The sequence below is a fragment of the Bradyrhizobium sp. 179 genome, from assembly GCF_023073535.1.
Taxonomy (GTDB): domain Bacteria; phylum Pseudomonadota; class Alphaproteobacteria; order Rhizobiales; family Xanthobacteraceae; genus Bradyrhizobium.
In genome coordinates this window covers 58,893-83,198 of the sequence record NZ_JADPJR010000144.1, presented here as the reverse complement: position 1 = coordinate 83,198, position 24,306 = coordinate 58,893, and the positions used below count along the sequence as shown (strand labels likewise).

The window sequence follows — 24,306 nt, the reverse complement described above, 5'->3', positions numbered from 1 at the left end:
GAGGGGCTGATCGCGATGCCACTGCTCGAAGTCGAGAACCTCCAGACCCATTTCCGCACCCCCGGCGGCATCAACCGCGCGGTGGACGGCGTGTCCTTCCATGTCAACGAGGGCGAGACGCTCGCGATCGTCGGCGAGTCTGGCTGCGGCAAGTCAGTGACGTCGATGTCGCTGATGCGGCTGATCCCGGAGCCGCCGGGCCGGATCGCAGGCGCCATCCGCTTTGCGGGCAGGGACCTGCTGCAACTGTCCGATCGCGAGATGCGCGCCATCCGCGGCAACGACATCTCGATGATCTTCCAGGAGCCGATGACGAGCCTGAACCCGGTCCTCACCGTCGGCCGCCAGATCCGCGAGACCTTGATGATTCATCAGGGCCTGGACAAGCAGGCCGCCGAGACGCACGCCATCGAGATGCTGACGCTGGTCGGCATTCCCGAGCCGAAGCGCCGCGTGCGCGAATATCCGCACCAGCTCTCCGGCGGCATGCGCCAGCGCGTCATGATCGCCATCGCGCTCGCCTGTAATCCGAAGCTTCTCATCGCGGATGAGCCGACTACCGCTCTCGACGTGACCATCCAGGCACAGATCCTGAAACTGATGTTGGATCTGAAGCGCAGGGTCGGCGCAGCCATCATCCTGATCACGCACGATCTCGGCGTCGTCGCCGAAATCGCCGAACGCGTCATGGTTATGTACGCCGGCTGCAAGGTCGAGGAGGCGCCTGTAGCCCAACTGTTCCGTTCGCCGCGCCATCCCTATACGCAAGGCCTGCTCGGCGCGGTGCCGCGGCTCGGCTCCTCGCTGACCGGCACTGCGAGACGACTGGCCGAGATTCCCGGGCAGGTGCCTGACCTGCGCAAGCGGATCACCGGCTGCGTCTTTGCCGGACGCTGTGCGCTTGCGACCGACCTCTGCCGGCAATATGCGCCGGGGCTCGAAGAGAAGGGGCCCCGTCATATCGCCGCCTGCCACTATGCGGCCAAGGGAGCCGTCGCGGCATGAGTGCTCCGCTGCTCCAGGTCAACGACCTCAAGAAGCATTTTCCGGTCAAGACCGGCTTGTTCGGCCGCAAGTCCGAACGGGTCTATGCGGTGGACGGCGTGTCGTTCGAGATCGCGCGCGGCGAGACGCTGTCGCTGGTCGGCGAATCCGGCTGCGGCAAGTCGACGGTCGGTCGCGCCATCCTGCGGCTGTTCGACATCACCGCGGGGCAGGTGATCCTCGACGGCCAGAGGATTGACGATGCCGCGTCGAGCACGATGCGTGAGATGCGCCGCCGCGTGCAGGTGGTGTTCCAGGATCCGTTCTCGAGTCTCAATCCGCGCATGCGCGTGCGCGACATCCTGGCCGAACCGATCCGCAATTTCGGCCTCGCCAAATCCGCGCAAGACCTCGAGCTGCGCGTCACCACGCTGATGGACACGGTCCGCCTGCCGCGCGAGGCGCTGAATCGCAGGCCTCACGAGTTCTCCGGCGGCCAGCGCCAGCGCATCGGTATCGCGCGGGCGCTCGCGGCCGAGCCCGAGTTGATCGTCTGCGACGAGGCGGTCTCGGCGCTCGACGTCTCGGTCAAGGCGCAGATCGTCAATCTGCTTCAGGATCTGCAGCACGAGTTCGGCCTTGCGCTCTTGTTCATCAGCCACGATCTCGCGATCGTCGAGCACATGACCCACCGCGTTGCAGTGATGTATCTCGGCAAGATCGTCGAGGTGGCGCCGCGCCGCGAGATATTTGCCGCGCCAAAGCACCCCTATACCAAGGCGCTGCTTTCGGCAGTGCCGCTGCCGGAGCCAGGCGCCCAGCGCAATCCGATCATCCTTACGGGCGACGTGCCGAGCCCGATCAATCCGCCGCGCGGATGCCGCTTCCACACCCGCTGTCCCTTCGTCTTCGACCGCTGCCGGACCGAGGAGCCGACGCTTCGCGCGACGGACGCCGAGCAGTGGGTGGCCTGTCACCTCGAAGACGCGCCGTAGCGCCTCAACCCTGGCGGCGCAGGAAGCCCGTAATCGTCACCTTCTCCCAGATGCCGGCGGCGGCAAAGGGATCGGCGCGGTTGAAGGCCTCGACGTCGGCGCGACCTGCCGCCTCGATCAGGAACAGGCTGCCGATCATGGTCGCGCCGTCGTCGGCGACGAGCGGTCCCGACATCACGATCTTGACGCCGAAGCGCGAGGTGTCGCTGAGGAAAGCCTTGTGGGCGTCGTAATTGGCGAGCCTGGTCGGCAGCGCGCCGGCGCGGTCGAGGGCGTGAATGGCGAACAGCATGGAGAGATCCGTTTCTTGGGACGGCCGCGAGGAGGCGGCCGTCCGGGCCTGTCGTGAGCGGTTGGTCTACTTCGCGCTGAGCTTGCCGGCCTCCTCGAAGGTCGGACATTTGCGCTGCTCAAGCGGCACGTCGAACGGCTGGTAATTGTCCTTGGTGATCACGGTCGGCTTCAGCACGATCTCGGCGATGACGGGCTCGTTGCGCAAGGCGCGGATGGCCATCATGGTGCCGAGGCAGCCTTGGGCAAATCCGTTGTAATCCCCACTTGCCAGCAGCTTGCCGGACTTGATCGCGTCGATCGCCTCCTTGGTGCCGTTGATGCCGATCACCTGCGCCTTGCGGTTGGCGCCGTCGAGCGCCTCGATCGCGCCGACCGCCATGGCATCGTTGGCGGCGAGCACGCCGTCGATCTGTGAATTCGACTGCATCAGATTCTCCATCACCTGGAGCGCCTGGAGCCGCTGGTAATTGCCCGGCTGCGAGGCGAGCAGCTTGGCCCCCGGGCTTTCCTTCAGCGCGTCGTTGAAGCCGCGGACCCGGTCGACATTGGTCAGCGAGCCCTTGACGCCTTCGATGATGACGATATTGCCCTTGCCGCCGAGCGTCTTGAGCAGGAAGCGCGCAGTCTCGAGCCCGAGGCTGTAATCGTCGGCGCCGACGAAGGAGAGGAACTTGCCGCCCGCGGAACGATCGGTGATGTTGACGACGGGGATCTTTGCCTCATTGATCTTCTCGACACCGGGCACCATCGCCTTGTAATCGACCGGCGTGAAGACGATCGCGCTCGGCTTCTTCACCACGACGTCCTCGATCTGGCTGAGCTGCTCGGGGATCGAGTCCGGCTTGGTCGGGATGTAGTGAAGCGTCTTCGCGTTCAGCGTCTTCGCCATATTGTCGGCGCCGACCCGAACCGTCTGGAAGAACGGGTTGGTCTGGTTCTTGGTGAAGACGGCGATGGTCTCGCCGTCGGCGCGTGCTTGCGTGGTGAACGCGGCCGCCATTAGCAGCGGTAGCGCCAGATAGCCCAGTTTCTGCTTCATGTTGCCTCCATCCCTCATTTTGCTTGTTGGAACCTCAAAAGCTCATTGCGTGTGGCGGCGGGTCTTCATGTCGAGCCAGACCGCGAGAATGACGATGATGCCGGTCACGAGCGGCTGCCAGTTGGCGCTGACCGAGAGCAGGTTCATGCCGTTCAGCACCAGCGTCAGGATCAGTGCGCCGATGAACGTGCCGAACACCGTGCCAACGCCGCCGAACAGCGAGGTGCCGCCGATCAGCACGGCCGCGATCGCGGGCAAGGTCAGGCTCTCGCCGATATCGGCCTCGGCCGAGTTCAGCCGCGACAGGAAGATGATCGAGGCAAGTCCCGCCATGGTGCCGGAGACGGTGTAGACCAGCAGTAGGCGGCGCGCGACCGGGATGCCGGAGAGGCGGGCGGCGACCGGATTGGCGCCGATCGCATAGATCTCCTGGCCCCAGATCGTGCGCTGCGCGAACAGCGTTCCGATCCCGAGGAACACCAGCAGCAGATAGACCGGGATCGGCAGGCGGAACAGGTAGCCGCTGCCGATCTGGCGGAAGCCTGCGGGGAAGCCGTGAAGGGTCTCGCCCGCCATGTACCAATAGGTGAGGCCGTTCAGCACCCAGAGCATGCCATAGGTGGCGATGAAGGAGGGGATGCGCAGCGCCGTGACCATGACGCCGTTGAGGAGGCCAACGATGCCGCCGCAGGCAAGCCCGGTGAGGATGCCAAGCGCCGGCGAGCCGGTCTTGTGGATCACGGTCCCGGCGATGCAGGCGGACAGCGCGACATTGGCGCCGACGGAGAGATCAAGGCCCGCGGTCAGCACCACCAGAGTCAGGCCGGAGGCGATGAAGAAGGTCAGGCTCGCCTGCCTCAGCACGTTGAGGATATTGCCGAGGCTCAGGAAGGAATCGCTCAGCACGGCGAGCACGGCGCAGATCAGCAGCGCCGCAAGCAGGCGATAGAACAGCTGGATCGCATCCTGCGACAGGAACGAGCGGGGCGGCGCGATGGCGTCCTTGGTGATGTCGGTCATGCGCGGCTCCTGAGGCCATCGAGGAACAGTGCGACGATGACGAGCACGCCGACGCTTGCCACCTGCACCGAGGACGGCAACGAGATCAGGTTCAGCCCGTTTCGCAACACGCCGACGGAAAGAACGCCGAGCAAGGTGCCGAGCAGCCAGCCATTGCCGCGCTCAAACGAGGTGCCCCCGACGGCAACGGCCGCGATGGCATCGAATTCAAGCCCGAGGCCGGCGGTGGGGTGGCCGGAATTCATCCGCGCGGTCATCAAGAGGCCGGCGATGCCAGCCATGGCGCCGCCGATCGCGTAGACCGCGATCAAGAGCCGGTTCGGCGACAGACCCGCATAGCGCAGCGCCTCGCGGTTGCCACCGAGGGCGAAGATGTAGGTGCCGAAGCGGGTATGATAGAGCAGGCCGTGAAACCCCGCGTAGGTCACGAGCGCCATCACGATCGGCACGGGGATGCCCAAAAGCGTCGCCGAGTAAATGTCGCGCACACTGTGGGGAATGCCGACCACGCTCTGGCCGTCACTGACGATCAGCGACAGGCCCTGCGCCATGCCGAGCGTGCCGAGCGTCGCGACGAAGGGCGGAATGCCGAGGATGGCGACCAGCCAGCCATTGGCGACACCGAAGGCGGTGCCGACCAGCAGGCCGGCACCTAAGCCCAGCAACATCGATTTCGTGGCGAGCGATACAATCGCGACGCAGAGCGAGGTCAGCGTCAGCACCGCGCCCATCGACAGGTCCAGCCCCTCGGTCATGATGATCAGCGTCATCGGCAGCGCGAGCATGGTGAGAATGGTCGATTGCACCAGCACGTTGGAGAGGTTGGCGACCGACAGGAAGCCGGGCGCGATCACGCTGAACAGCGCGATCAGCAGCACCAGCACCATGGCGACGCCGGGAATGCGTTGCAGCGGATTCGGCTCTGAGACGATCGCGGCTTCACGCATGATGCATCCCCAGTCGCACGATGTTCTCCTCGGTCAGTTCGTTGCGTGTCAGATGCCCGGCGATGCGCCCCTCGCGCATCACATAGGCGCGGTCGCAGACATGGCAGATCTCGACCTGTTCGGACGAGATCATCAGGGCGGCCGCGCCCTCCGCCACGAGGCGGTCGATCAGGGCAAAGATCTCCGACTTGGCGCCGATATCGATGCCGCGCGTCGGCTCGTCGAAGATGAATAGCTTCGAGCCGGCCGCTAGCCATTTGCCGATCACGACCTTCTGCTGGTTGCCGCCCGAGAGCAGGCCGACGGTCTGCCGCGCGCTCGGTGTCGCGATCCTCAATTGCCGGATCAGTCCGTCGGAGGTGCGCTGCGCACGCCGCTGGTCGAACAGGCCGCTCGGAAACAATTTTCGCAGCGCAGACACGACCAGATTATCGCTAACTGATCGCAGCAAGGCCAAGCCCTCGCTCTTGCGGCTCTCCGGGATCAGCGCGATGCCGCGACGGGTCGCGAGGTCGGGCTCGCCGGAAATGGTCTTGCCGTCGAAGACGATCTCGCCCGACGTTACGGGATCGGCGCCAAAGATGGCGCGCGCAACCTCGCTGCGGCCCGAGCCGACCAGGCCGCAAAGGCCGACGATCTCGCCCCGGCGCACCTTGATGTTGATATCGGAGATGCCGGTCGGCGCGGTCAGGCCCTTGACTTCCAGCAGCACCTCACCGGGCTTGTCAGCAAAATGGCGCGGATAGGTCACGTCGACATTGCGGCCGACCATCATGCGGACGAGTTGGTCCGGCGTGACGTCGGCGGGACGGACACCGTCGATGCGGCGGCCGTCGCGCAGCACGGTGATGCGATCGCCGAGCGCGAACACCTCGGCCATGCGGTGGGAGATGTAGACGATCGAGACCCCGTCGGCCTTCAGCCGCGCAATCAGCGCGAACAGCAGCTCGGTCTCGCGGTCCGACAGTGCCGCGGTCGGCTCGTCCATGACGAGGATGCGGGCGTTCTGGCTGATTGCTTTCGCGATCTCGACCATCTGCTGCTGCGCTACGCCGAGCTTGTCGACGGTGGTGGAGGGATCGATGTCGAAACCGATGGTGCCGAGCACGCGCCTGGCGTCGACCAGGATCTGGCGGCGGTCGATGGTACCGGGAATGCGGCCCTTCGGCTCGCGGCCGAGGAAGATGTTCTGGGCGATGTCGAGATAGGGGACCAGGGAGAATTCCTGGAAGATCACGGCAATGCCGAGCTTTTGCGCATCGGCAGTCGAGTTGACCGCAACCTTCTCGCCCTTGTGGTAAAACTCGCCGGCGTCTGCGCGGTAGGCGCCGCACAGCACCTTCATCAGGCTCGACTTGCCGGCGCCGTTCTCGCCCAGCAGCATATGGACTTCGCCGGGGTAGATGGCAAAGGAAACGTCGTCGAGCGCCTTGACGCCGGGAAATTCCTTGCTGATGCCGCGCAGCTCGAGCAGCGGCGTGGGTGAGGTGACCTCGATCGGAAGCGCGTCGCTCATACCATGGCTCCGCTCGCAAAGATCTTGCCGGGGTTCATCAGTCCATCAGGGTCCAGCGCCGTCTTGATCGACCGCATCACGTCGACGGCCTCGCCGAGCTCGTCGGTGAGATAGCCGATCTTGCCGAGCCCGATGCCGTGCTCGCCAGTGCAGGTGCCGTCCATGGCGATGGCGCGGGCGACCATGCGCGCCTGAAGCGCCCTGGCGCCTTCGGCTTCGTCGGGCTTTGCCGGGTCGATCAGGATCAGCATGTGGAAATTGCCGTCTCCGACATGGCCGACAATCGGTGCCGTGAATCCGTGCGCGTCCGCATCCCGCCGCGTCTCGGTCAAGCATTCCGCCAGCCGCGAGATCGGCACGCAGACGTCGGTGATCACCGCGCGCGCACCGGGCCGCAAGCCGAGGCCGGCATAGAGCGTGTTGTCGCGAGCATGCCAGAGCCGGCTGCGGTCTTCCGGCGCCTTGGCCCAGGCAAAGCCATGGCCGCCATGGTCGGCGGCGATCGCCTGCGCTGCCTCGGCCTGCTCGGCGACGGAAGCCGCGGAGCCATGGAATTCGAAGAACAAGGTCGGGGCCTCACGATAGCCGAGCTTTGCATAGGCATTGATGCCGTGCATCATGACGTCGTCGAGCAACTCGATGCGCGCAACGGGGATCGCCGACTGGATCACGGAGATCGCGGTATCGACGGCATTGTGCAGGCTATCGAAGCTGCACACTGCGGCCGAGATCGCCTGCGGCACGGGATGGACCTTGAGCGTGATCTCCGTGATGACACCAAGCGTGCCCTCTGCGCCGACGAACATGCGTGTCAAATCATAACCGGCCGCCGATTTGCGCGCGCGCCTGGCCGTCCGAATCACGCGCCCGTCCGCGAGCACCACCTCCAGCGCCATGACGTTGTCTTTCATGGTGCCGTAGCGCACCGCCATGGTGCCTGAGGCGCGCGTCGACGTCATGCCGCCGATCGAGGCGTCCGCGCCGGGGTCGATCGGGAAGAACAGGCCGGTCGTCCGTAGCTCCGCATTGAGCTGCTTTCGCGTGATGCCGGGCTGCACCACGACATCCATGTCGCTGTCGTGGACGGCAAGCACCCTGTTCATGCGCGCGAAGTCGAAGCAGACGCCGCCGGCGACCGCGGCCGCATTGCCTTCGAGCGAAGTGCCGGCGCCGAACGGGACGATCGGCATGCCCGCGCTCGCGCAGAGTTTCACGATCTCGGCGACCTCCTGCGTGGTTTCAGGGAAGACGACGATGTCGGGCGGCAAGTTGCGGTAATGCGACTCGCTCTGCCCGTGCTGGTCGAGCACGCCGCGCGCAACGCTCGCGCGCGGGCCGATCATGCCGGTAAGGCGATCGGCCAATATGCTCGTGCTGACCGGCGGTCCCATCCTCAGCTCTCCGTCTGCCCCCTGTTGCCGGACTCTTGTTGGTCCGCCGCCGCTTCAGCTTAAGCGGCCTTTGCGTTGCTCGCGACCTGCTTCAGGCCGAAATCGTAATTCAGGTGAAAATACTCGCGCTGCACCATGCGACCATCCGGCGCACGGCCGGCGGGATGCCGGACGAATTCGCGGATCAGGCTGTCCTTGACGCCGAACACCACATCGCTGTCGAGATACTGGTCGCCCGCGACGAACACGTGCGTCACCAGCTGCTCGAAACCCGGCGCTGAGATCATGAAATGCACATGGGCGGGGCGCCAGGGATGGCGGCCCTGGGCTTCCAGCATCTCGCCGACCGGGCCGTCATGCGGGATCGGATAGGCTGCCGGCTTGATCGACCAGAAATGGAAGCGGTCATTGGCATCGGTGTGAAAGCGCGCGCGCATCGCGAGATCGCCGATGGCGTCGAGCTGCTGCACGTCGTAATAGCCGTCGTCGTCGGAATGCCAGACGTCGACCACGGCGCCCGCAAGCGGCTTTCCGTCGACGCTCGAGACCAAGCCGGTGACCAGCATCGGATCGCCTTGCATCGGACCCGAGATATCGGCGCCACTATCCTTCTCCGGCGCAGCCTGGACGAAAAACGGGCCGAGCACCGTGGTCTCGGTCGCGCCTTCGGGCACCGGGTGATTGATGGCATCGACCAGCATGGAGACGCCGAGCGTGTCCGATAGCAGAATGAATTCCTGGCGCTTGTCGTCGCACATCTGCCCGGTGCGGGTCAGGAAGTCGATGCCGTATTCCCATTCCTTCTGGGTCGGCCGCACCTCGCGGACGAAGGCATGAAGGTGACGGACCAGCGCTTCGCTGATTTGCTTGATGCGCGGATCGGTCGCGGCCGCGATCCGCTCCAGCACCGCGTCTGTGATCGTGTTCTCATTGAAGTTACGCATGTGTGCCTCCATTGATCACAGCTTCGGCTCGCCGAGGCCGGCCAGCCGTTCGAGATGCTTGACGGTCGCAATGAAGTCGGTCTCGCCGTCGCCCTGCGCGACCAGCGAGCCATAGGTCTCGCGCACTTGCGCCGCGAGCTGTAGCGGCACGCCGACGGCGCGGCCGGCGCCGAGGATGAGGTCGAGGTCCTTGGCCATCTGCTTGCAGGAGAAAGTGGACTCGAAATCGCGGTTGCGCAGCGGCGCGGTCTTGTACTTCACCATCGGCGAAGCCACGGCACTGTCGTCGAGCACCTTCAAGATGTCCTGCCAGGCAATGCCGCCCTTGCGCGCCAGCGCCAGGCTTTCCGCCATCATCGCGGCCGAAACCGCGATCATCAGATTGACCGAGAGTTTTGCGTAGCGCGCTTCCTCGGCGGGTCCGAGATAGGTCTGGGCACGGGTGAAGGCGGCGAACAGCGGCTTTGCGCTTTCGAAGGCGTCCTTTGGACCCGAGACGAAGCAGGTCAGCGCGCCGGTGTGGACGATGCTGGCATTGCCGGAGACCGGCGAGCGAAGATAGGCAATGCCGTGCGCCTGCGCGGCGGCTGCAATCTCGGTAGAGGCCTCCACACTCACAGTGCTGGTCTCGATGAGAACAGCTCCGGGCGTCATCGCGGCGATGAGGCCGGCAGGACCGAGCAGCGCGCCGCGCAAGGCGGCGTCGTCGGGCAAGGACGTGACCACTGCCGTCTTGCCGCTCACGGCCTCGGCCGACGTAGCGGCAATTGCAATGCCTTGCGCGCGTGCCTCGGTGATCCGAGCCGCGTTCTGATCGAACGCGGTGACCGCGTAACCGGCCTTGGCGACGAGCACCGACATCGGCAGGCCCATCTTGCCGATCCCGATGAAAGCGACATTCCTTGACGTGTCAGTCATTGCTCTTGTCCATTGACGCCTTCAGGCGGCGCGTCCCTGTCGTTCGATGTCCTGCACCAGCCGCCGGCCCGATTGCGCCAGCAGTTCTTTTTTGCTCTCGAGCCCTTCGATCAGCAGCCGGCCATTTCGCTTCTTCCAGGCGCCGCCGATCATGACCGCCTCGATGTTGACGAGGCTCGTCTGCATCACGACGGTTGCGACGGCGTCGTGCACCGGGAAGAGGTTGAGATCGGAGGCGTTGATGATGACGAAGTCGGCGAGCTTTCCGGGCGTCAGCGAACCGATCTGGTTCTCGCGGCCGAGCATGCGGGCGCCCTCCGTGGTGATCCAGCGCAGCGCCTCGCGCACGGGGATCGTGGTCGTCGCCGGGATGGTGCCACTGGCCTTGCGCGTCTCCGCATTGTCGAGCGCGCGCTGCATTGAGAGCGCGACGCGGGCGGCGGAGAAGAGATCGCCGGCCAGCACGGATTCGAGATCAATGCCGATCGTCGGCCGCACGCCGCGCTTCAGCAACCGTCCGGTAACCGGAAAGCCGTGACCCTGGATCATCTCGTTCTCCGGCGTCACCGAGAACGAGACGCCAAGATCGACCATCCGGTCCAGGAGATCGTCGGGCAAATCGTTGCCATGGACGATGTTGATGCCGGCGCCGACGAGGCCGGCCTCGATCAGCTTCTCCCAGCCGCCGGGCGTTTTGGCGGGACCGCCGCCCTGATGCATGGAGGCGATCAGCTTGAACTCCCGCGCCAGGCGGAAATCGTGCATGGCAACGTCGAGCGTTGAGTAATGCGGGCCGAGAATGGCGAGCCCGAGCGTGACGAGCCCGTCGCGGCCGGCGAGGGGACCTGCCAGCAGCCGCTCGACTTCGCGGCGCGGATGCGGGATCTCAGAGAAATGCGGCTCGCCGGGCTTCGGCTCAGGTTTTGGCGAGCCATGGAAGAAGGCCGCGCGGATGCCACTCTCAATCAAGCCGCCGACCGCGGCGTCGGTATGGTCAGGGGTCGGATTGTTGTGGCACCAGTCGACGAGTGTCGTCGTGCCGCAATTGATCTGGTTCAGCGCGCCAACCAAGGTGGCGATGTAGATGTCGTCCGGCCGGAATACGGTCGCGAGCCCGGCATGCATGCGGCGGAAATATTCGAGCAGCGTCCAGTTCGCTGCATAACCGCGGAGCGCCGTCTGCCAAGTGTGCATATGCGCGTTGATCAGGCCCGGAATGACGATGCGCCCGGTGCCGTCAATGATCTCTGCCTCGCCGCTGCCGATATCGATCGACGGACGCACGCTGGCGATGCGGCTGCCCTCGACCAGCACGTCGCCGGTCTTGAGATCGCCGATCGCGTCATCCATGCTGATGACGGTGGCGGATTGGATCAGCGTGCGCCGCATCGCGTCACGTCACCGCTTTGTTGGCGGCCGGCCGGTCGCCGGCCCAGGCGCGCGCGATCAGGTCGCGGATGGCGGCCCTTTCGAGGGGCCGCGGATTCCAGTAGGGATTGGTGACAGCGAGATCGGCCGCCTTGCCGATGCCGCTCTCGGGCATGCCGACGTCGCGCAGCGCAAGCTTTGCACCTAGTCGCTGCGCAAGGTCGTACAACCCCTGCGACGCATCGGCTGCGCCGATCGCGCGCGAGATGCGCGCAATCGCATCCGGCACCGCCGGTGCGTTGTAGGCCAGCGCATGCGGCAGCACGATCGTGTGCGTTTCGGCATGCGGCAGATCGAAGGTGCCGCCGAGCGTGTGGCAAAGTTTGTGATGCAGCGCCATGCCGACGGTGCCGAGGCAGACGCCGCACAGCCAGGCGCCATAGAGCGCTTCGGTCCGGGCCTCGCGGTCGTCGCTCCTCGCGGCGATGGCGGGGAGGGCGCGGGCCAGCGCGCGGATGCCTTCCTCCGCCATCAGCGACGTGACGGGATTGGCGTCGCGCGCATAGAGCGCTTCCACCGCATGTGCGATCGCATTGATGCCTGAGGTCACAGCCAGGCTCGCTGGCAGCGTCAGGGTCAGCTCGACGTCGTAGATCACCGTCTCCGGCAGCACGGCGGCATCGCGCACCGTGGTCTTCAGGCCGTTCTCGGTCTGGCCGACGATCGGCGTCATCTCCGAGCCGGCATAGGTGGTGGGAATGCAGAGCTGGTTGACGCCGGTGCGCAAGGCCAGCGCCTTGCCAAGGCCGGTGGTTGATCCGCCGCCGAGCGAGACGACGCAGTCGGCCTCGCACGCCTTCATCGCCGCCAGCGCCCGCTCGGTGACCTCGACTGGCGTGTGCATAGTGGCGCCGGAAAACAGGCCGGCATAGACCGGTCCGAGCGCTGCACCGAGACTCTTGCCTTGCGCCTCCTGCTGCGGCGTCGTCAGCACCAGTGCGCGCTTGCCGCCGAGCCGTTCGACCTCGGCCTTGACTGAAGCAAGCGTTCCGCTGCCAAACACGACGCGGCAGGGCAGGCTTTCAAAGGTGAACGACCCGATCATGCGCCGGTCTCTTTGATGGGATAATCGACCTGGAAGCGCCCGATCCGCAAGTCGCCCAGCGCCTCGCGGACGCGCAAATGTTCGGGGTGGCTGGCATAGGCGGCAAGCGCAGCCTGGTCGGTGAATTCGGAGAACAGAACGACGTCACAGGCGTAGTCGACATCGCTGACGTCGAGGCCGACCTCGATATGAGTGAGGCCGTCGATCCGGCCACGCAGGCCCTCGAACAGGGACTTGACCTTGATCCGGGCGGCGGAGCGCTCCGCAGGCGTCTCCCCACGCAGCCGCCACATCACGATGTGCCTGATCGGCCCCGACATTTCCTGATTTCCTCGCCTGCGATTGTGCTTTGTTGGCGCCATTTTGCCTTGCAGAAATCGGAAATAAAGGTCAAAATTTGTAAGTCTCTTTTCCTCATTCTGCAAAAATGGACCGGCTGCTCCAACTCGAGGTCTTCTCCAAAACCGCTGACCTCGGCAGTCTTTCCAAAGCTGCCGAAAACCTGCGGATGTCGAACGCGGCCGCGAGCCGTCATCTCAGTGCGCTGGAGGAGCGGCTTGCGGTCCGGCTGATCGAGCGCAATACGCGCCGGCAATGGCTGACCGAAGCCGGGCAGGAACTCTTGCAGCGTTGCAGCACGCTGTTGAACGAGCTCGCCGAGGCCGAGGACGCGGTCTCGGACCGCGCGCTGTCGCCGAAGGGCATGCTGCGCGTGACGAGCTCGCTGTCCTTCGCGATGATCTATCTCGCGCCGATGCTGCCTGCCTTCCGCGCGCTCTATCCCAATCTCAGCGTGCAGATCATCAGCGCAAACCGCTACCCCGACTTCATCGAAGCCGGCATTGACGTTGCCATACGCACGCGGGAGCATGAGCCGGATTCCAACATCATCGTCCGCCGCATCGGCCAGATGCATCGTGTGCTCGCGGCCGCTCCGTCCTACCTGGAGAAGCAGGGCCGGCCCGAGCATCCAAGCGATCTCACCCGTCACAACATGCTGATCTACAATCTCGCCAATGATCCCTATTCGCTCCGGTTGAGCCAGGGCAGCACGACGCAGACGGTCCGGATCGCGCCGACGCTCGACAGCAATGACGGCCAGATCATCTGTGGCGCAGCGCGTGCAGGACTCGGAATCCTGATCCAGCCGCTTTACATCGTGCAGGGCGATATCGCGGCCGGCCGGCTGGTGCCCGTCTTGACGGGCTGGGAGCTGCCGCTGCTCACCATGAACATCGCCTATCAAAACCGCGTCAGGCTGCCGGCCAAGATCCGGGTGTTTTCCGACTTCCTCGTCAGCTACATCCGCGAGCATTCGCAGCCGGGAATCTGGATCGACGCGGCGAAGTGAGCGGGACGCATTCATGTATCTCGGCATCGATCTCGGCACCTCCGCGGTCAAGACGGTTCTCGTCGACGCTGCGCAGCACGTGATTGCAAGCGAGAGCCGGCCGCTCGCGACCGTCTCGCCGCAATCCGGCTATTACGAGCAAGATCCCGCGCAGTGGATCGATGCGACCTTTGCCACGCTGGATGCTCTGAAGGCATCGCATGCCGACGCGCTGGCGGCGGTCGAAGGCATTGGGCTGTCCGGCCAGATGCATGGTGCCACGCTGCTCGATGCGAGCTTGAGGCCCTTGCGGCCCTGCATCCTCTGGAACGACGGACGCTCGGGCCCTGAGTGCCGTATCCTGGAGCAGCGCTGGCCCGCATTGCGTGCGACGACGGGCAACAAGGCGATGCCGGGATTCACCGCGCCGAAGCTGCTTTGGGTCGCGGCGAACGAGCCTGACATCTTTGCAGCGACCAAGCTCGTTCTGCTTCCGAAGGCCTATTTGCGCCTGGTGCTGAGCGGCGAGGCCATCGAAGACGTTTCCGATGCATCGGGATCGCTGTGGCTCGACACCGCGCGCCGCGACTGGTCGGACGCAGCATTGGCAGCGACCGGCCTGACGCGCGATCACATGCCACGCCTGGTCGAGGGATGCGCGCCCGCAACGCGCCTGCGCGGCGAGCTCGCGCGGCGCTGGGGCATGACCCGGCAGCCGGTGATCGCGGGCGGAGCCGGCGACAATCCGGCCGGCGCCGTCGGCATCGGCGCGATCCGGCCGGGAAGCGCGTTCATATCGCTGGGAACCTCCGGTGCCCTCATGGCTCCGACCAGCAGCATCGCCGCCAATCCGGACCGCGCGGTGCATACATTCTGCCACGCCATTCCCGGCATGTGGATTCAGGCCGGCGCGATCCTCTCGGCCGCCTCTTGCCTCGCCTGGGCCGCGCGCCTGTTCGGCGTCAGCGAGGCAGAGTTGCTGGCGCCGCTTGGAGTGCGCCCCCAGGCGCCGTCGCCGGTGAGCTTCCTGCCTTATCTCGCAGGCGAGCGGACGCCGCACGACGATCCCGCCGTGCGCGGCATGCTGGATGGTCTGAGCCACGGCACCGAGCGCGTGACCATCGTGCAGGCGGTGCTCGAAGGCGTTGCCTTCGCGCTTGCCGATTGTCGCGACGCGCTCGCGGATGCCGGCATTGCGATTGTGGAAGCCGATGTCATTGGCGGTGGTTCGCGGTCCCGGTTCTGGCTCTCGGTGCTGGCAAACGTGCTGAATGTTCCGCTCCATCGCTTTGCCGGAGGTGAGACCGGCGCCGCGTTCGGTGCGGCGAGATTGGGGCGACTTGCTGTCACCGGTGAGGCAATCGCCGCCGTCTGCACGCGGCCAGAGCGCATCGAGACGTTCGAGCCCGACGCTGAACTGGTCGCTGCTTATGCACAGCGGCTTGCCGCATGGCGCGAACTGTATCGGCCGCGCCACTAGCATCGCTTCGATGTTGCATTCACGTCTGTTCGGTATTGCCCTGTGCTGCGACGTTTTGTTTAATGCGCGAACCGCGCTGACAAAACCGATAGAGACGCGGGTGGGAAACGCATTGTGCGCCGGGAGGCACGATGAACGATCCGATCCTCGAGATGCGCGGGGTCTCGAAATCCTTCTTTGGCATCAAGGCGCTGCGGGCTGTCGATCTCACCGTCTATGCCGGCGAAATTCATGCCCTGATGGGAGAGAACGGCGCCGGAAAGTCGACGCTGATGAAGATCCTGTCTGGCGCCTACAGGCCCGATCCCGGCGGCGAGATCCGAATCGAGGGCAGCCCGGTGCGGATCGAAGGCCCGCTCGGCGGCCGCGCGGCGGGCATCTCGATCATCTATCAGGAGCTGTCGCTCGCTCCCAATCTCAGTGTTGCCGAGAATATCTATTTGGGACGGGAGCTATCGCGATCAGGATTGCTGGCGCGCGGCGCCATGCGCGAGGGCGTCGGTCCGATCCTGAAACGATTGGGCGCGGACTTCCTGCCCTCGACGCTGGTGGCGCATCTCTCCATGGGCCAGCGGCAACTGGTCGAGATCGCGCGTGCGCTGCATGCCAGATCGAAGATCCTGATCATGGACGAGCCGACCACCGCGTTGTCAGCCGGCGAGAGCGCGCGGCTGTTCGCGCTGATCCGCCAGCTTCGCGCCGAGGGGCTTGCCATCATCTACATCTCGCATCGCATGGACGAGGTTTACGCACTCGGCGACCGCGTCACCGTGCTCCGCGACGGCCGGCTGGTCGGCTCGCTCGACAAACCTGAGATCCGCGCCGACACCATCGTCCGGTTGATGGTCGGGCGTGACGTCTCCTCATTCTACAAGAAGGATCACGATCCGGAGGCGGGTCGGGGACATCCGGTACTCCGAGCGATCGGCATGGCGGATGGCCAGCGCGTCAAGGGATGCTCGCTGACCGTGCACGCAGGTGAGGTCGTCGGGCTCGCGGGCCTGATCGGCGCCGGTCGCACCGAGCTCGCGCATCTCATCGTCGGCGCGGCGCAGAAGTCCTCCGGCCGTATCGAGCTGGAGGGACGTCCGATCGAGATCCGCACGCCGGGCGAGGCCCTTGAGGCTGGCATCGCCTATCTTACGGAAGACAGGAAGGCGCTCGGCCTGTTTCTCGACATGTCATGTCTGGACAACATCAATCTCGCTGTGCTCGCGCGCGATGCGAAGCTCGGCTGGTTTCTGGATCGCGACAAGGCGCGCGAGCGCGCCGAGCGGGCCTTCGCCGGGCTCAGCATCCGTGCCGCCAATGTCGCCGTCCCCGCTGGCGGCCTGTCCGGCGGTAACCAACAGAAGGTGCTGCTATCGCGGCTTCTCGCTATTGCGCCAAAAGTTCTGATCCTCGACGAGCCGACGCGTGGCGTCGACGTTGGCGCCAAGTCCGAGATCTATTCGATCGTTGACAATCTCGCCAAGGCCGGCACCGCGATCCTCGTCATCTCATCCGATTTGCCCGAGATCATCGGCATCTGCGACCGCGTCATCGTGATGCGCGCCGGACACATCGCCGGTGAGATCAGGCGCGAAGCTGCGGCTCCCCTCAATCAGGAAGACATCATGGCGCTCGCGACAGGGACGGAGCAACTCGATGCATGACAGCTCGCCGAAAGCGGAAGCGGCTGCCGCTGCCGGCCTTGCGGCTGCGCAGGAGACGAAGCGTCAGCGCATAAGGATGCTGATCAGCGCGCTCGGCATGCTGCCGGTACTGCTAATTCTCTGCATCGGCTTCCACCTGTTGTCCGAGGGCCGCTTCTTCACCGGACAGAATCTCGGCATCGTATTGCAGCAGGCCGCAGTGAATACCGTGCTCGCTGCGGGAATGACTTTCGTCATCCTCACGGGCGGCATCGACCTGTCGGTCGGCTCGATCCTGGCGGCCTCAGCGATGGCCGGATTGACGCTCTCCAAGCTACCGGAGCTTGGCATGCTGTGGCTGCCAGCCGCGCTGCTCACGGGCCTTGGTTTTGGCGTCGTCAATGGCGCGTTGATTGCGTTGCTTCGCCTGCCGCCTTTCATCGTCACGCTCGGCTCTCTCACCGCCGTACGCGGCCTGGCCCGATTGCTCGGGGCTGACACCACCGTCTTCAATCCGTCGATTCCTTATGCCTTCATCGGCAACGGCTCGCTGACGCTCGTCCCCGGCGTCGCCTCGATCCCGTGGCTTTCGGTGATCGCCTTGCTCGTTATCCTCGCCTCGTGGCTGTTGCTGCGCCGGACCGTACTCGGCGTGCACATCTATGCGGTAGGCGGCAATGAAAGCGCGGCGCGGCTTGCCGGCATCAAGGTCTGGGCCGTGCTGATCTTCGTCTACGGCGTCTCCGGCCTTTTCGCCGGCCTCGGCGGCGCCATGCAGGCGGCGCGGCTCTATGCGGCCAATGGCCTCCAGCTCGGCCAGTCTTACGAACTCGACGCAATTACCGCCGTGATCCTTGGCGGCACCTCATTCGTCGGCGGCATCGGCTCGATCTGGGGTACGTTGGTCGGCGCGCTGATCATCGCCGTGCTGTCGAACGGCCTCATCCTCATCGGTGTCTCCGACATCTGGCAATATGTGATCAAGGGCCTGGTGATTATCGGCGCCGTGGCGCTGGACCGCTACCGGCTGCAGGGCTCTGCCAGAACGTGAAGGCTCCGCGAGAACCTGAAGGGTTTGGCGCGCACCTGGACTGCGCATGGCTTGATGAGAGATTCCGTTGCGGCAACTGGTCTGCCGTGCCGGAGATGAAGACAGACCAGGGGAGGAAGCCAATGTTGAAGACGATCACGCTCGCCGGCGCCGTGGTGACGCTTGCCCTAAGCACCGCGCCATCCTTTGCCAAGGAGCTCAAGTCGATCGGCGTCTCGCTGGGATCGATGGGCAACCCGTTCTTCGTCGCGCTGTCGAAGGGCGCCGAGTTCGAGGCGAAGAAGACCAATCCCAACGTGAAGATCACGACCGTCGGTTTCGAATACGACCTCGGCAAGCAGGTCACTCAGATCGACAATTTCATCGCCGCTGGCGTCGACCTGATTCTGTTGAACCCCGGCGATCCCAAGGCGATCGGGCCGGCGATCAAGAAGGCGCAGGCCGCTGGCATCGTCGTCGTCGCGGTCGACACTGCGGCCGAAGGCGCCGACGCCACGGTGACCACGAACAACGTGCAGGCCGGCGAGATCTCCTGCCAGTACATCGTCGACAAACTGAGCGGCAAGGGCGACGTCATCATCGAGAACGGGCCGCAGGTCTCCGCGGTGATCGACCGTGTCGTCGGCTGCAAGAAGGTGTTCGCGAAGAACCCGGGTATCAAGGTGTTGTCCAGCGACCAGGACGGCAAAGGCTCGCGAGAGGGCGGGCTCACCGTCGCGCAGGGTTATCTGACCCGCTTCCCCAAGATCGACGCCATCTTCGCCATCAACGATCCGCAGGCGATCGGCACCGACCTTGCAGCGCGCCAGCAAAACCGCAGCGGGATTGTCATCACGGCGGTCGACGGCGCACCTGATATCGAGGCCGCGCTGAAAGATCCGCAGTCGCCGCAGATCCAGGCCTCGGCTTCGCAGGACCCGTTCTTCATGGCGCGGCGGGCCGTGCAGGTTGGTGTCGGCATTCTCAATGGCCAGAAGCCGGCCTCGACCGTCGAGCTGTTGCCTTCGAAGCTCGTGACCAGGGACAATGTTGCCGAGTACAAGGGCTGGACGTCGGATCGTTCGCAGTAGAACGCCGCACCTAGCCGGTGCGCTCGACACACGAGATGACGGGCGGCGTCTCGAGCGATGCCGTCCGCTAAGCGATTCAGGAAGCGGTGTGTGGATTGGCTCGCGGAGACAAGACGGCCGATGGAGATCCGCTCGTGAAGGCGCGGGCCTTCGGTTGAACGCGCGATCCGTCGATCACCTCGAGCTGGCCGCAGCGGTTCAGCGTGTGCAACTTCCGTCCGGGCCATGCCGGTCCGGGCTTGAGGGAATGGCGGACGATTTGCCCAAATGTCGTCGGTGACAGTTCGACGATTTCTGCTAGTGCGAGCGCTGCACCGTAACCGTTCGTACAATTCTGGACCGGCCGCCACAATTTTTCATCGATAGTGACGAAATTCCCCGCCGGTCGCGTGCTTGCACGATCGATCAGGACCGGATTGCTAGCATGGGGCAACCACGGACCCGAGAGGCGATCGGCGTAATAGATCGCCAGCGCATCCGAATAGCCGCCCGCGCCGTCGCGCCAGGCTCCAAACAGATAGTGCAGGCCCTTGTGCTGCGTGATCGTGACATCGGCGAGTTCGAGCCCGGAAAGCAGCGTCGCGTGACGCTCCCATTTGTCCGGAAAACGAACGCATTTGTACAGCGCGACGTCGCCGTGAACCGAGCTCTCCGGGATCATCCACAGCGCACCATCGTTCTCGATCAGGAACGGATAGGAGAGGTGCCAGGGCTCCTCCAGCACCGGCACGACTTCGCCGACCGGACCTGCGTCGTTGAACTCGATCGCGGAAATGATCCCCTTTCCAATCCGGTGATCGAGATCTTCGAAGAAGACGAATGTTCGTCCCTGCCATGTGATGGGAAACGGATCGGCGTAGAAGCGATGGCCGGGATCGCCGAGGACATTCCAGCCCGGTCCGGACAGATTTCCGGTCTGCCAGACGCCTGCACCGTCATTGAAGCGCCATCCGATTTGCCAATGCGGGGCATAGCAGCAGAGCCGATAGATCTCCTTGGCGATCGACACGGCGAGGCCGCGCGCAACGTATGCCGCCGGCTGCCGGCCGGTGCCGTCTCCGGCGGGACGCGCCAGCTGCGGCACGATGCGCGGCCGTCCCGACAGGATTGCCGCCACCATGGTCAGGGTTCGCGCCATGACGGTTTCGAGTGCGCCACTCAAGCCGGCCGCAATCTCTCCGGACGGGTGACCGCGATCGAGCACTGCACCGTCGAGCTCGTTGACGATCTCGATCACCGGCAGGTCGCCGGCGAGAATGGCGGCGAGGGCGGCGTTTTCGCCGGCGACCCCGTTGAAGAGAGGGCGCAGATACAGCCGGGCGGAACAATCGGGATCGCGCGCGGCGCCCGTAAAATCGACGATCACGTCGGCCGTCCCGGTGCGAGCCTGCATCCGTTCCGGGATGATCTTCAGCTTGCCGGCGCCGCTGTGCCGGCCTCTGTGCAACACCATGCGTTCGAGTTCGAACAGGGCGTCGAGGCCTCGGGGCCGTGCCTCCGTGCTTGCTGTCCAGGCGATTTGAAGCGGGACATCTCGGCCGTCGATCGACAGCGCGTCGCGGTCCATCCACCGCCGCGCATGCTCTCGTTCACAGCGAAACTCGATGATCATGTCGAGCCAATCTGTTCCCACACATTCCGGTCAGATGACCTGGCCGAGAATCCGAACGTATTCCTCCACCATGGCATCTACCGAATAGCGCAGCCGCAGGCCTTTGGCGTTTTGTCGCAGTTTCTCGCTCAGTTGCTGGTCCGTCAGTAGCCTGGAGACGGCCGTCGACAGCTTCGCATGATCGGAGGCATCGACGAACAGCGCGGTAGGTTTTCCCTCGAAGGACAACACCTCCCGTAACACGGGTAGATCGGTGACGACGGAGGGGACACCGGCGTTTGCGGCTTCGACCGCAGCCAGGCCGAAGGTTTCGGCCTGTGTCGGGAACACGAACACGTCCAGACAGGCGAGAAAATCCGCCATCTGACGCGGGGCGATTTCGCCGAGCAGATGCAGCCGGTCCGATACGTTCAATTCATCCGCCAGCTGTCTCAGCCGGGCTTCGTCGGCTCCCTGTCCGGCCAGTGCAAGGTGCCAGGATGGTTGATCCGGCAACAGGCGTATCGCCGCGTCAAGCCGCTTGTGCGGGTGCAGCCTCGCTGCGCAGCCAAGCAGGACGCGAGCCGGCGGCAGATTGAATTTTTGTCGCGCAGCTTCCTTCGGCAATGTGAGGGCCTTGTCGTCGAAGCCGTGCGGGACATGCACCATGCGTGAGCGATAGGCCGCGGGGTAGCGCGAATACTCGCGCTGCATGTCCTTCGAGTTGAGCGTGATGCGGTCGAAGAAGCCGAGACTGCCCATCACGATGTCGGCAGCGCGGACGGGCCAGCTCATCGAGAGCGCGGACGAGACCTGATTGGCGATGACAGGCGCGCGGCAGACGAGGCGCGACACGCCGGCGCCGATCACGTTGCCAAAATGCTGAAAGGTCAGAACGGCGTCGGGTCTGCTGGTCCGGATATGGCGGCCGAGCGTCCACACCATCCGCAGCAGGGCCAAGGGATTGCCCGGCCGGCTCGAGGCGCAATAGAACGTATCGGGCGGCTCGTCGAACGAATCCGACTGGCGGAAGAAGAACAGATTGGTGACTCGGTAGCCACGGGCGGTGAGGCCGGCACCGAGCAGCCTGGAGATCTCCTGCGCGCCGGCGTTTTCGGCCTGGGTCTGTACGAGAAGGACATGAAGCTTCGGCCCGCTGCCGTCGGACGGCATGAGTGCTGTCGCAGTCGTCTCGGCCAACTCCTTGTTTGGCTGGTAATGGAGCACGGATCCCGACCCGCTGAAGAAACGAAATTTTCACCCTTCTTGATCCCGTACCTACCATGCGAGCATCGCGCGGACACCGGCTAGCAACAAACGGAGTTAATGCGCAGCCTGCCGGAACGGCATCGTTTGCCAGAGAATTCCGGTGGTTTGCAAATGAAGGGAGCGACCGCGTTAACCAATTGGTCATGGTCGCGCGAGGGGCGGGTAACGGCGGATTAACCATAGATATTTACGGTGGAGCAGGCCACTGAACAGTGTTCGCCAGTTGAATCCGAGTAGAGTCCATGACGTTCGGTCGCCGCGCAGACCCGACAAGTTCCGGATCGACCGGCGTTGCCGCGTCTTGGAGCCAAAATTCGTCGGGCGTCGAGGGGGCCGCCGGAGCCGCTGCACGCTTTGGCGGCATGTTCACTGCCGCCGGTGCGCTCGCCTTCCTCCGCGAAAACGCTCGGCGGATATTGGCGCTCGGTGTTGCGATCTTCGCGCTTGGCGCCGTCGTTCTCCTGATGATTCCGGTCCGGTTCGCAGCGACCGCACTGGTCGTCGTCGATCCCCGCGAGCAACGCGTGACCACGGAGCAGGACGTTCTGCCGGGCATAGGGCAGGATAGCGCCGCGCTGCAAAGCCTGGTCGAAGTGGCGAAATCCGACGGCTTTCTCGAGCCGCTGATCGAGCAGCTCAAGATCCGCGATGACGAAGACATTTCCGGCGGCTACACGGCCCCCGCGCGCCTGCTCGAGCGTTTCCGCAACCGTCTCGACATTTCCCGTCGCGGGCTGACCTATGTCATCGCCATCCGCTTCACCTCGAACCGGCCGGAGCGGGCTGCCTATTATGCCAACGCCATTGCCGAGGCGTTCGTCGCCAGACAGAGCCGCATCCGTACCGAGGCGACCGACGAGGCTGCCGACTGGCTCGGTGGCCGGCTCAAGACGTTGAGCGACCGGCTGAAGGCGTCGGAGGACGCCGTCGCCACATTCAAGCTCGAGCACAGGATCGTGAACGCCGGCAAGGACGCGACGACCCAGCAATTGCGGGTGACCGAGCTGTCGCAGCAGGTCGCCGCTGCGCGCGCGCGGACCGAGGAGGCCAAAGCCCGCTACGAGCAGGCGCAGCGTGACGTGAAGGCGAATGTCGAGGGCCCCGTCAAGCAGGACCTCCTGAGCGCGTTGCGCGCCCAGCGGTCGGCCCTCAATGATCAGATTGCGCAGAAGCGGGCGGTGCTCGGCGATCGCCATCCCGATCTCGTGATGTCGTACAGCCAGCTAAACGATTTGAACAGACAAATCGAGGTCGAGCGGACGAAAGGCATCGATACCGCGAAGTCGGAATATGAGGCTCAGCGCGATCAGCAAAAGGCTCTGGAAAGCCAGATGAAGGCGGCTGAATCGCAGCTCCTGGTCGACGGTCAGGCTCTGGTCCGGCTCCAGGAGCTACAGCGCGACGCCGAGGCCAACAGAAACATCTACGAGCAGTTCCTCTCGCGATCCAAGACGACGAATGAACAGCGCCTGTTGCAGAGTTCTCAGACCAAGGTCGCCTCGCCCGCCATTCCGCCGCTTCGCTCGACCCTTCCGCCGCTGTCTTTGCTGCTCGCCGCGCTGGCGATCGGATCGCTGCTGACATCGACGGCGGTCGTTGCCGCAACGGGACGCAGATCGAACAAGCCCGTTCCGGACGTTCGCGCGCCCGAACCGGCTCCGCGCCAGCCCGGCGCGTGGTCGCGTCCGCCGGTGTGGGCCCGCGTTCCCGAACTCTTGCCCAGCGATGTCCCGAGAAACATCTGGCAAGGTCCGGTGTCCGCGACGCGTGAGCTCGATCTCGGTCCTCATCTGCGTCCGCTCATTGACAGGCTGGAGCAATTGCCTGGAAGCCGGGGCAGGGTTGCGCTCGTGATGTCGGTGGGGAAGCGGGCCGGCGGCAACACCGTCGCGCGCTCGCTCAATCGGTGGGCGCTGAACAGGGGAAAGCTGAGCGTCCTGATCCGGGTCGAGCCGGATCTCGGTGGTGCCGGGGCCACCCTCGCCAAGGCGCCGGTGGATGGCGCAACCACGGCTGACTTTCGCAGCATCGAGGCGCTTCTGAACGTCGGCAACGGACCTGAATCGTCGCCCGCGGACGATATTCGTTCGGAGTTCGATCTGATCGTGATCCATGCCACCTCTCTGGCCTTGCAGCCGGAGGCGGCGGCGCTGGCCGCTCACGCTGATCTCGTCATTCTGGTCGTCCGCGAAGACGCAATCGATTCAGCCGCAATGCGCAGGGCGACGGCCGCGCTCTCACGCTTTGGCGGCGTGCCGACCGGGATCGTCGTCAATCGTGTGCCAGCAGACCCGTCGTCGGCTCAACGCCGGGGTGCAGCGCTCGGCCTGGCTGGTTGATCGTCGTCCGGCGTGTGCGCT

21 protein-coding genes are annotated in these 24,306 nt (G+C 64.8%); 8 read left to right on the top strand and 13 right to left on the bottom strand.

Translation table 11 applies throughout. From position 1 onward, the window contains the following. Positions 1-15: 15 nt before the first annotated feature. Both IVB12_RS33350 and IVB12_RS33345 read left to right on the top strand, forming a co-directional pair. Complete coding sequence (locus IVB12_RS33350) at positions 16-1,005, top strand: ABC transporter ATP-binding protein (RefSeq protein WP_247306053.1); 990 nt, start codon at positions 16-18, stop codon at positions 1,003-1,005. Further along, entirely contained in the window at positions 1,002-1,979 is a 978-nt protein-coding gene (locus IVB12_RS33345) for an oligopeptide/dipeptide ABC transporter ATP-binding protein (RefSeq protein ID WP_247306050.1), read from the top strand. Before IVB12_RS33350 ends, IVB12_RS33345 begins: the two co-directional genes overlap by 4 nt. A 4-nt stretch (positions 1,980-1,983) precedes the next feature. Here the strand turns inward: IVB12_RS33345 and IVB12_RS33340 are convergent, their stop codons facing one another. The 11 genes from IVB12_RS33340 to IVB12_RS33290 form a co-directional block, all read right to left on the bottom strand. Beyond that, complete coding sequence (locus IVB12_RS33340; RefSeq protein WP_247306045.1) at positions 1,984-2,271, bottom strand: YciI family protein; 288 nt, start codon at positions 2,269-2,271, stop codon at positions 1,984-1,986. A gap of 66 nt (positions 2,272-2,337) precedes the next feature. Then, the gene (locus tag IVB12_RS33335) at positions 2,338-3,312 is read right to left on the bottom strand and encodes a sugar ABC transporter substrate-binding protein (protein ID WP_247306043.1); all 975 of its coding nucleotides are present in this window, start codon (positions 3,310-3,312) and stop codon (positions 2,338-2,340) included. 42 nt (positions 3,313-3,354) lie between these two features. After that, positions 3,355-4,332, bottom strand: coding sequence for an ABC transporter permease (locus tag IVB12_RS33330; protein ID WP_247306041.1), 978 nt, complete (start codon positions 4,330-4,332; stop codon positions 3,355-3,357). After that, positions 4,329-5,279, bottom strand: a complete 951-nt coding sequence (locus IVB12_RS33325; protein ID WP_247306039.1) for an ABC transporter permease — start codon at positions 5,277-5,279, stop codon at positions 4,329-4,331. Before IVB12_RS33325 ends, IVB12_RS33330 begins: the two co-directional genes overlap by 4 nt. Next, positions 5,272-6,795 carry a sugar ABC transporter ATP-binding protein gene (locus tag IVB12_RS33320; protein ID WP_247306037.1) on the bottom strand — a complete coding sequence of 508 codons (1,524 nt, stop codon included), beginning with the start codon at positions 6,793-6,795 and terminating at the stop codon, positions 5,272-5,274. The genes IVB12_RS33325 and IVB12_RS33320 overlap by 8 nt, the downstream gene beginning before the upstream one ends. Next, a complete protein-coding gene (locus IVB12_RS33315; protein ID WP_247306035.1) occupies positions 6,792-8,186 on the bottom strand; it encodes an FAD-linked oxidase C-terminal domain-containing protein in 1,395 nt (464 codons plus the stop codon). Before IVB12_RS33315 ends, IVB12_RS33320 begins: the two co-directional genes overlap by 4 nt. A gap of 59 nt (positions 8,187-8,245) precedes the next feature. After that, positions 8,246-9,130: an intradiol ring-cleavage dioxygenase gene (locus IVB12_RS33310; RefSeq protein WP_247306033.1), complete on the bottom strand. Its 885-nt coding sequence runs from the start codon at positions 9,128-9,130 to the stop codon at positions 8,246-8,248. A gap of 15 nt (positions 9,131-9,145) precedes the next feature. Next, positions 9,146-10,048 (bottom strand): NAD(P)-dependent oxidoreductase, encoded by a 903-nt coding sequence (locus tag IVB12_RS33305; protein ID WP_247306031.1) that lies wholly within the window; start codon positions 10,046-10,048, stop codon positions 9,146-9,148. 21 nt (positions 10,049-10,069) lie between these two features. Continuing rightward, entirely contained in the window at positions 10,070-11,437 is a 1,368-nt protein-coding gene (locus tag IVB12_RS33300; protein WP_247306029.1) for an amidohydrolase family protein, read from the bottom strand. A 4-nt stretch (positions 11,438-11,441) separates the two neighbouring features. Next, positions 11,442-12,521: a maleylacetate reductase gene (locus IVB12_RS33295; RefSeq protein ID WP_247306027.1), complete on the bottom strand. Its 1,080-nt coding sequence runs from the start codon at positions 12,519-12,521 to the stop codon at positions 11,442-11,444. After that, a complete protein-coding gene (locus IVB12_RS33290) occupies positions 12,518-12,841 on the bottom strand; it encodes a Dabb family protein (protein ID WP_247278159.1) in 324 nt (107 codons plus the stop codon). The genes IVB12_RS33295 and IVB12_RS33290 overlap by 4 nt, the downstream gene beginning before the upstream one ends. A 107-nt stretch (positions 12,842-12,948) precedes the next feature. Between IVB12_RS33290 and IVB12_RS33285 the strand changes: the two genes are divergently transcribed. The 5 genes from IVB12_RS33285 (at position 12,949) to IVB12_RS33265 (ending at position 19,086) form a co-directional block, all read left to right on the top strand. Beyond that, complete coding sequence (locus IVB12_RS33285; RefSeq protein WP_247306024.1) at positions 12,949-13,872, top strand: LysR family transcriptional regulator; 924 nt, start codon at positions 12,949-12,951, stop codon at positions 13,870-13,872. A 13-nt stretch (positions 13,873-13,885) separates the two neighbouring features. Beyond that, complete coding sequence (xylB, locus tag IVB12_RS33280; protein WP_247306022.1) at positions 13,886-15,331, top strand: xylulokinase; 1,446 nt, start codon at positions 13,886-13,888, stop codon at positions 15,329-15,331. 131 nt (positions 15,332-15,462) lie between these two features. Next, a complete protein-coding gene (locus IVB12_RS33275) occupies positions 15,463-16,986 on the top strand; it encodes a sugar ABC transporter ATP-binding protein (RefSeq protein ID WP_247306019.1) in 1,524 nt (507 codons plus the stop codon). Next, entirely contained in the window at positions 16,979-18,016 is a 1,038-nt protein-coding gene (locus IVB12_RS33270) for a ribose ABC transporter permease (RefSeq protein WP_247306016.1), read from the top strand. Before IVB12_RS33275 ends, IVB12_RS33270 begins: the two co-directional genes overlap by 8 nt. Positions 18,017-18,138: 122 nt before the next feature. Then, complete coding sequence (locus tag IVB12_RS33265; RefSeq protein ID WP_247306013.1) at positions 18,139-19,086, top strand: ABC transporter substrate-binding protein; 948 nt, start codon at positions 18,139-18,141, stop codon at positions 19,084-19,086. Between the two features lie 76 nt (positions 19,087-19,162). Here the strand turns inward: IVB12_RS33265 and IVB12_RS33260 are convergent, their stop codons facing one another. Both IVB12_RS33260 and IVB12_RS33255 read right to left on the bottom strand, forming a co-directional pair. Continuing rightward, a complete protein-coding gene (locus tag IVB12_RS33260; protein WP_247306010.1) occupies positions 19,163-20,698 on the bottom strand; it encodes a hypothetical protein in 1,536 nt (511 codons plus the stop codon). A gap of 30 nt (positions 20,699-20,728) precedes the next feature. After that, entirely contained in the window at positions 20,729-21,904 is a 1,176-nt protein-coding gene (locus IVB12_RS33255; RefSeq protein ID WP_247306007.1) for a glycosyltransferase family 4 protein, read from the bottom strand. A 284-nt stretch (positions 21,905-22,188) separates the two neighbouring features. On the opposite strand from IVB12_RS33255, the gene IVB12_RS33250 reads away from it, so the two are divergent. Further along, positions 22,189-24,285 carry a GumC family protein gene (locus IVB12_RS33250; protein WP_247306003.1) on the top strand — a complete coding sequence of 699 codons (2,097 nt, stop codon included), beginning with the start codon at positions 22,189-22,191 and terminating at the stop codon, positions 24,283-24,285. Positions 24,286-24,306: the final 21 nt, after the last annotated feature.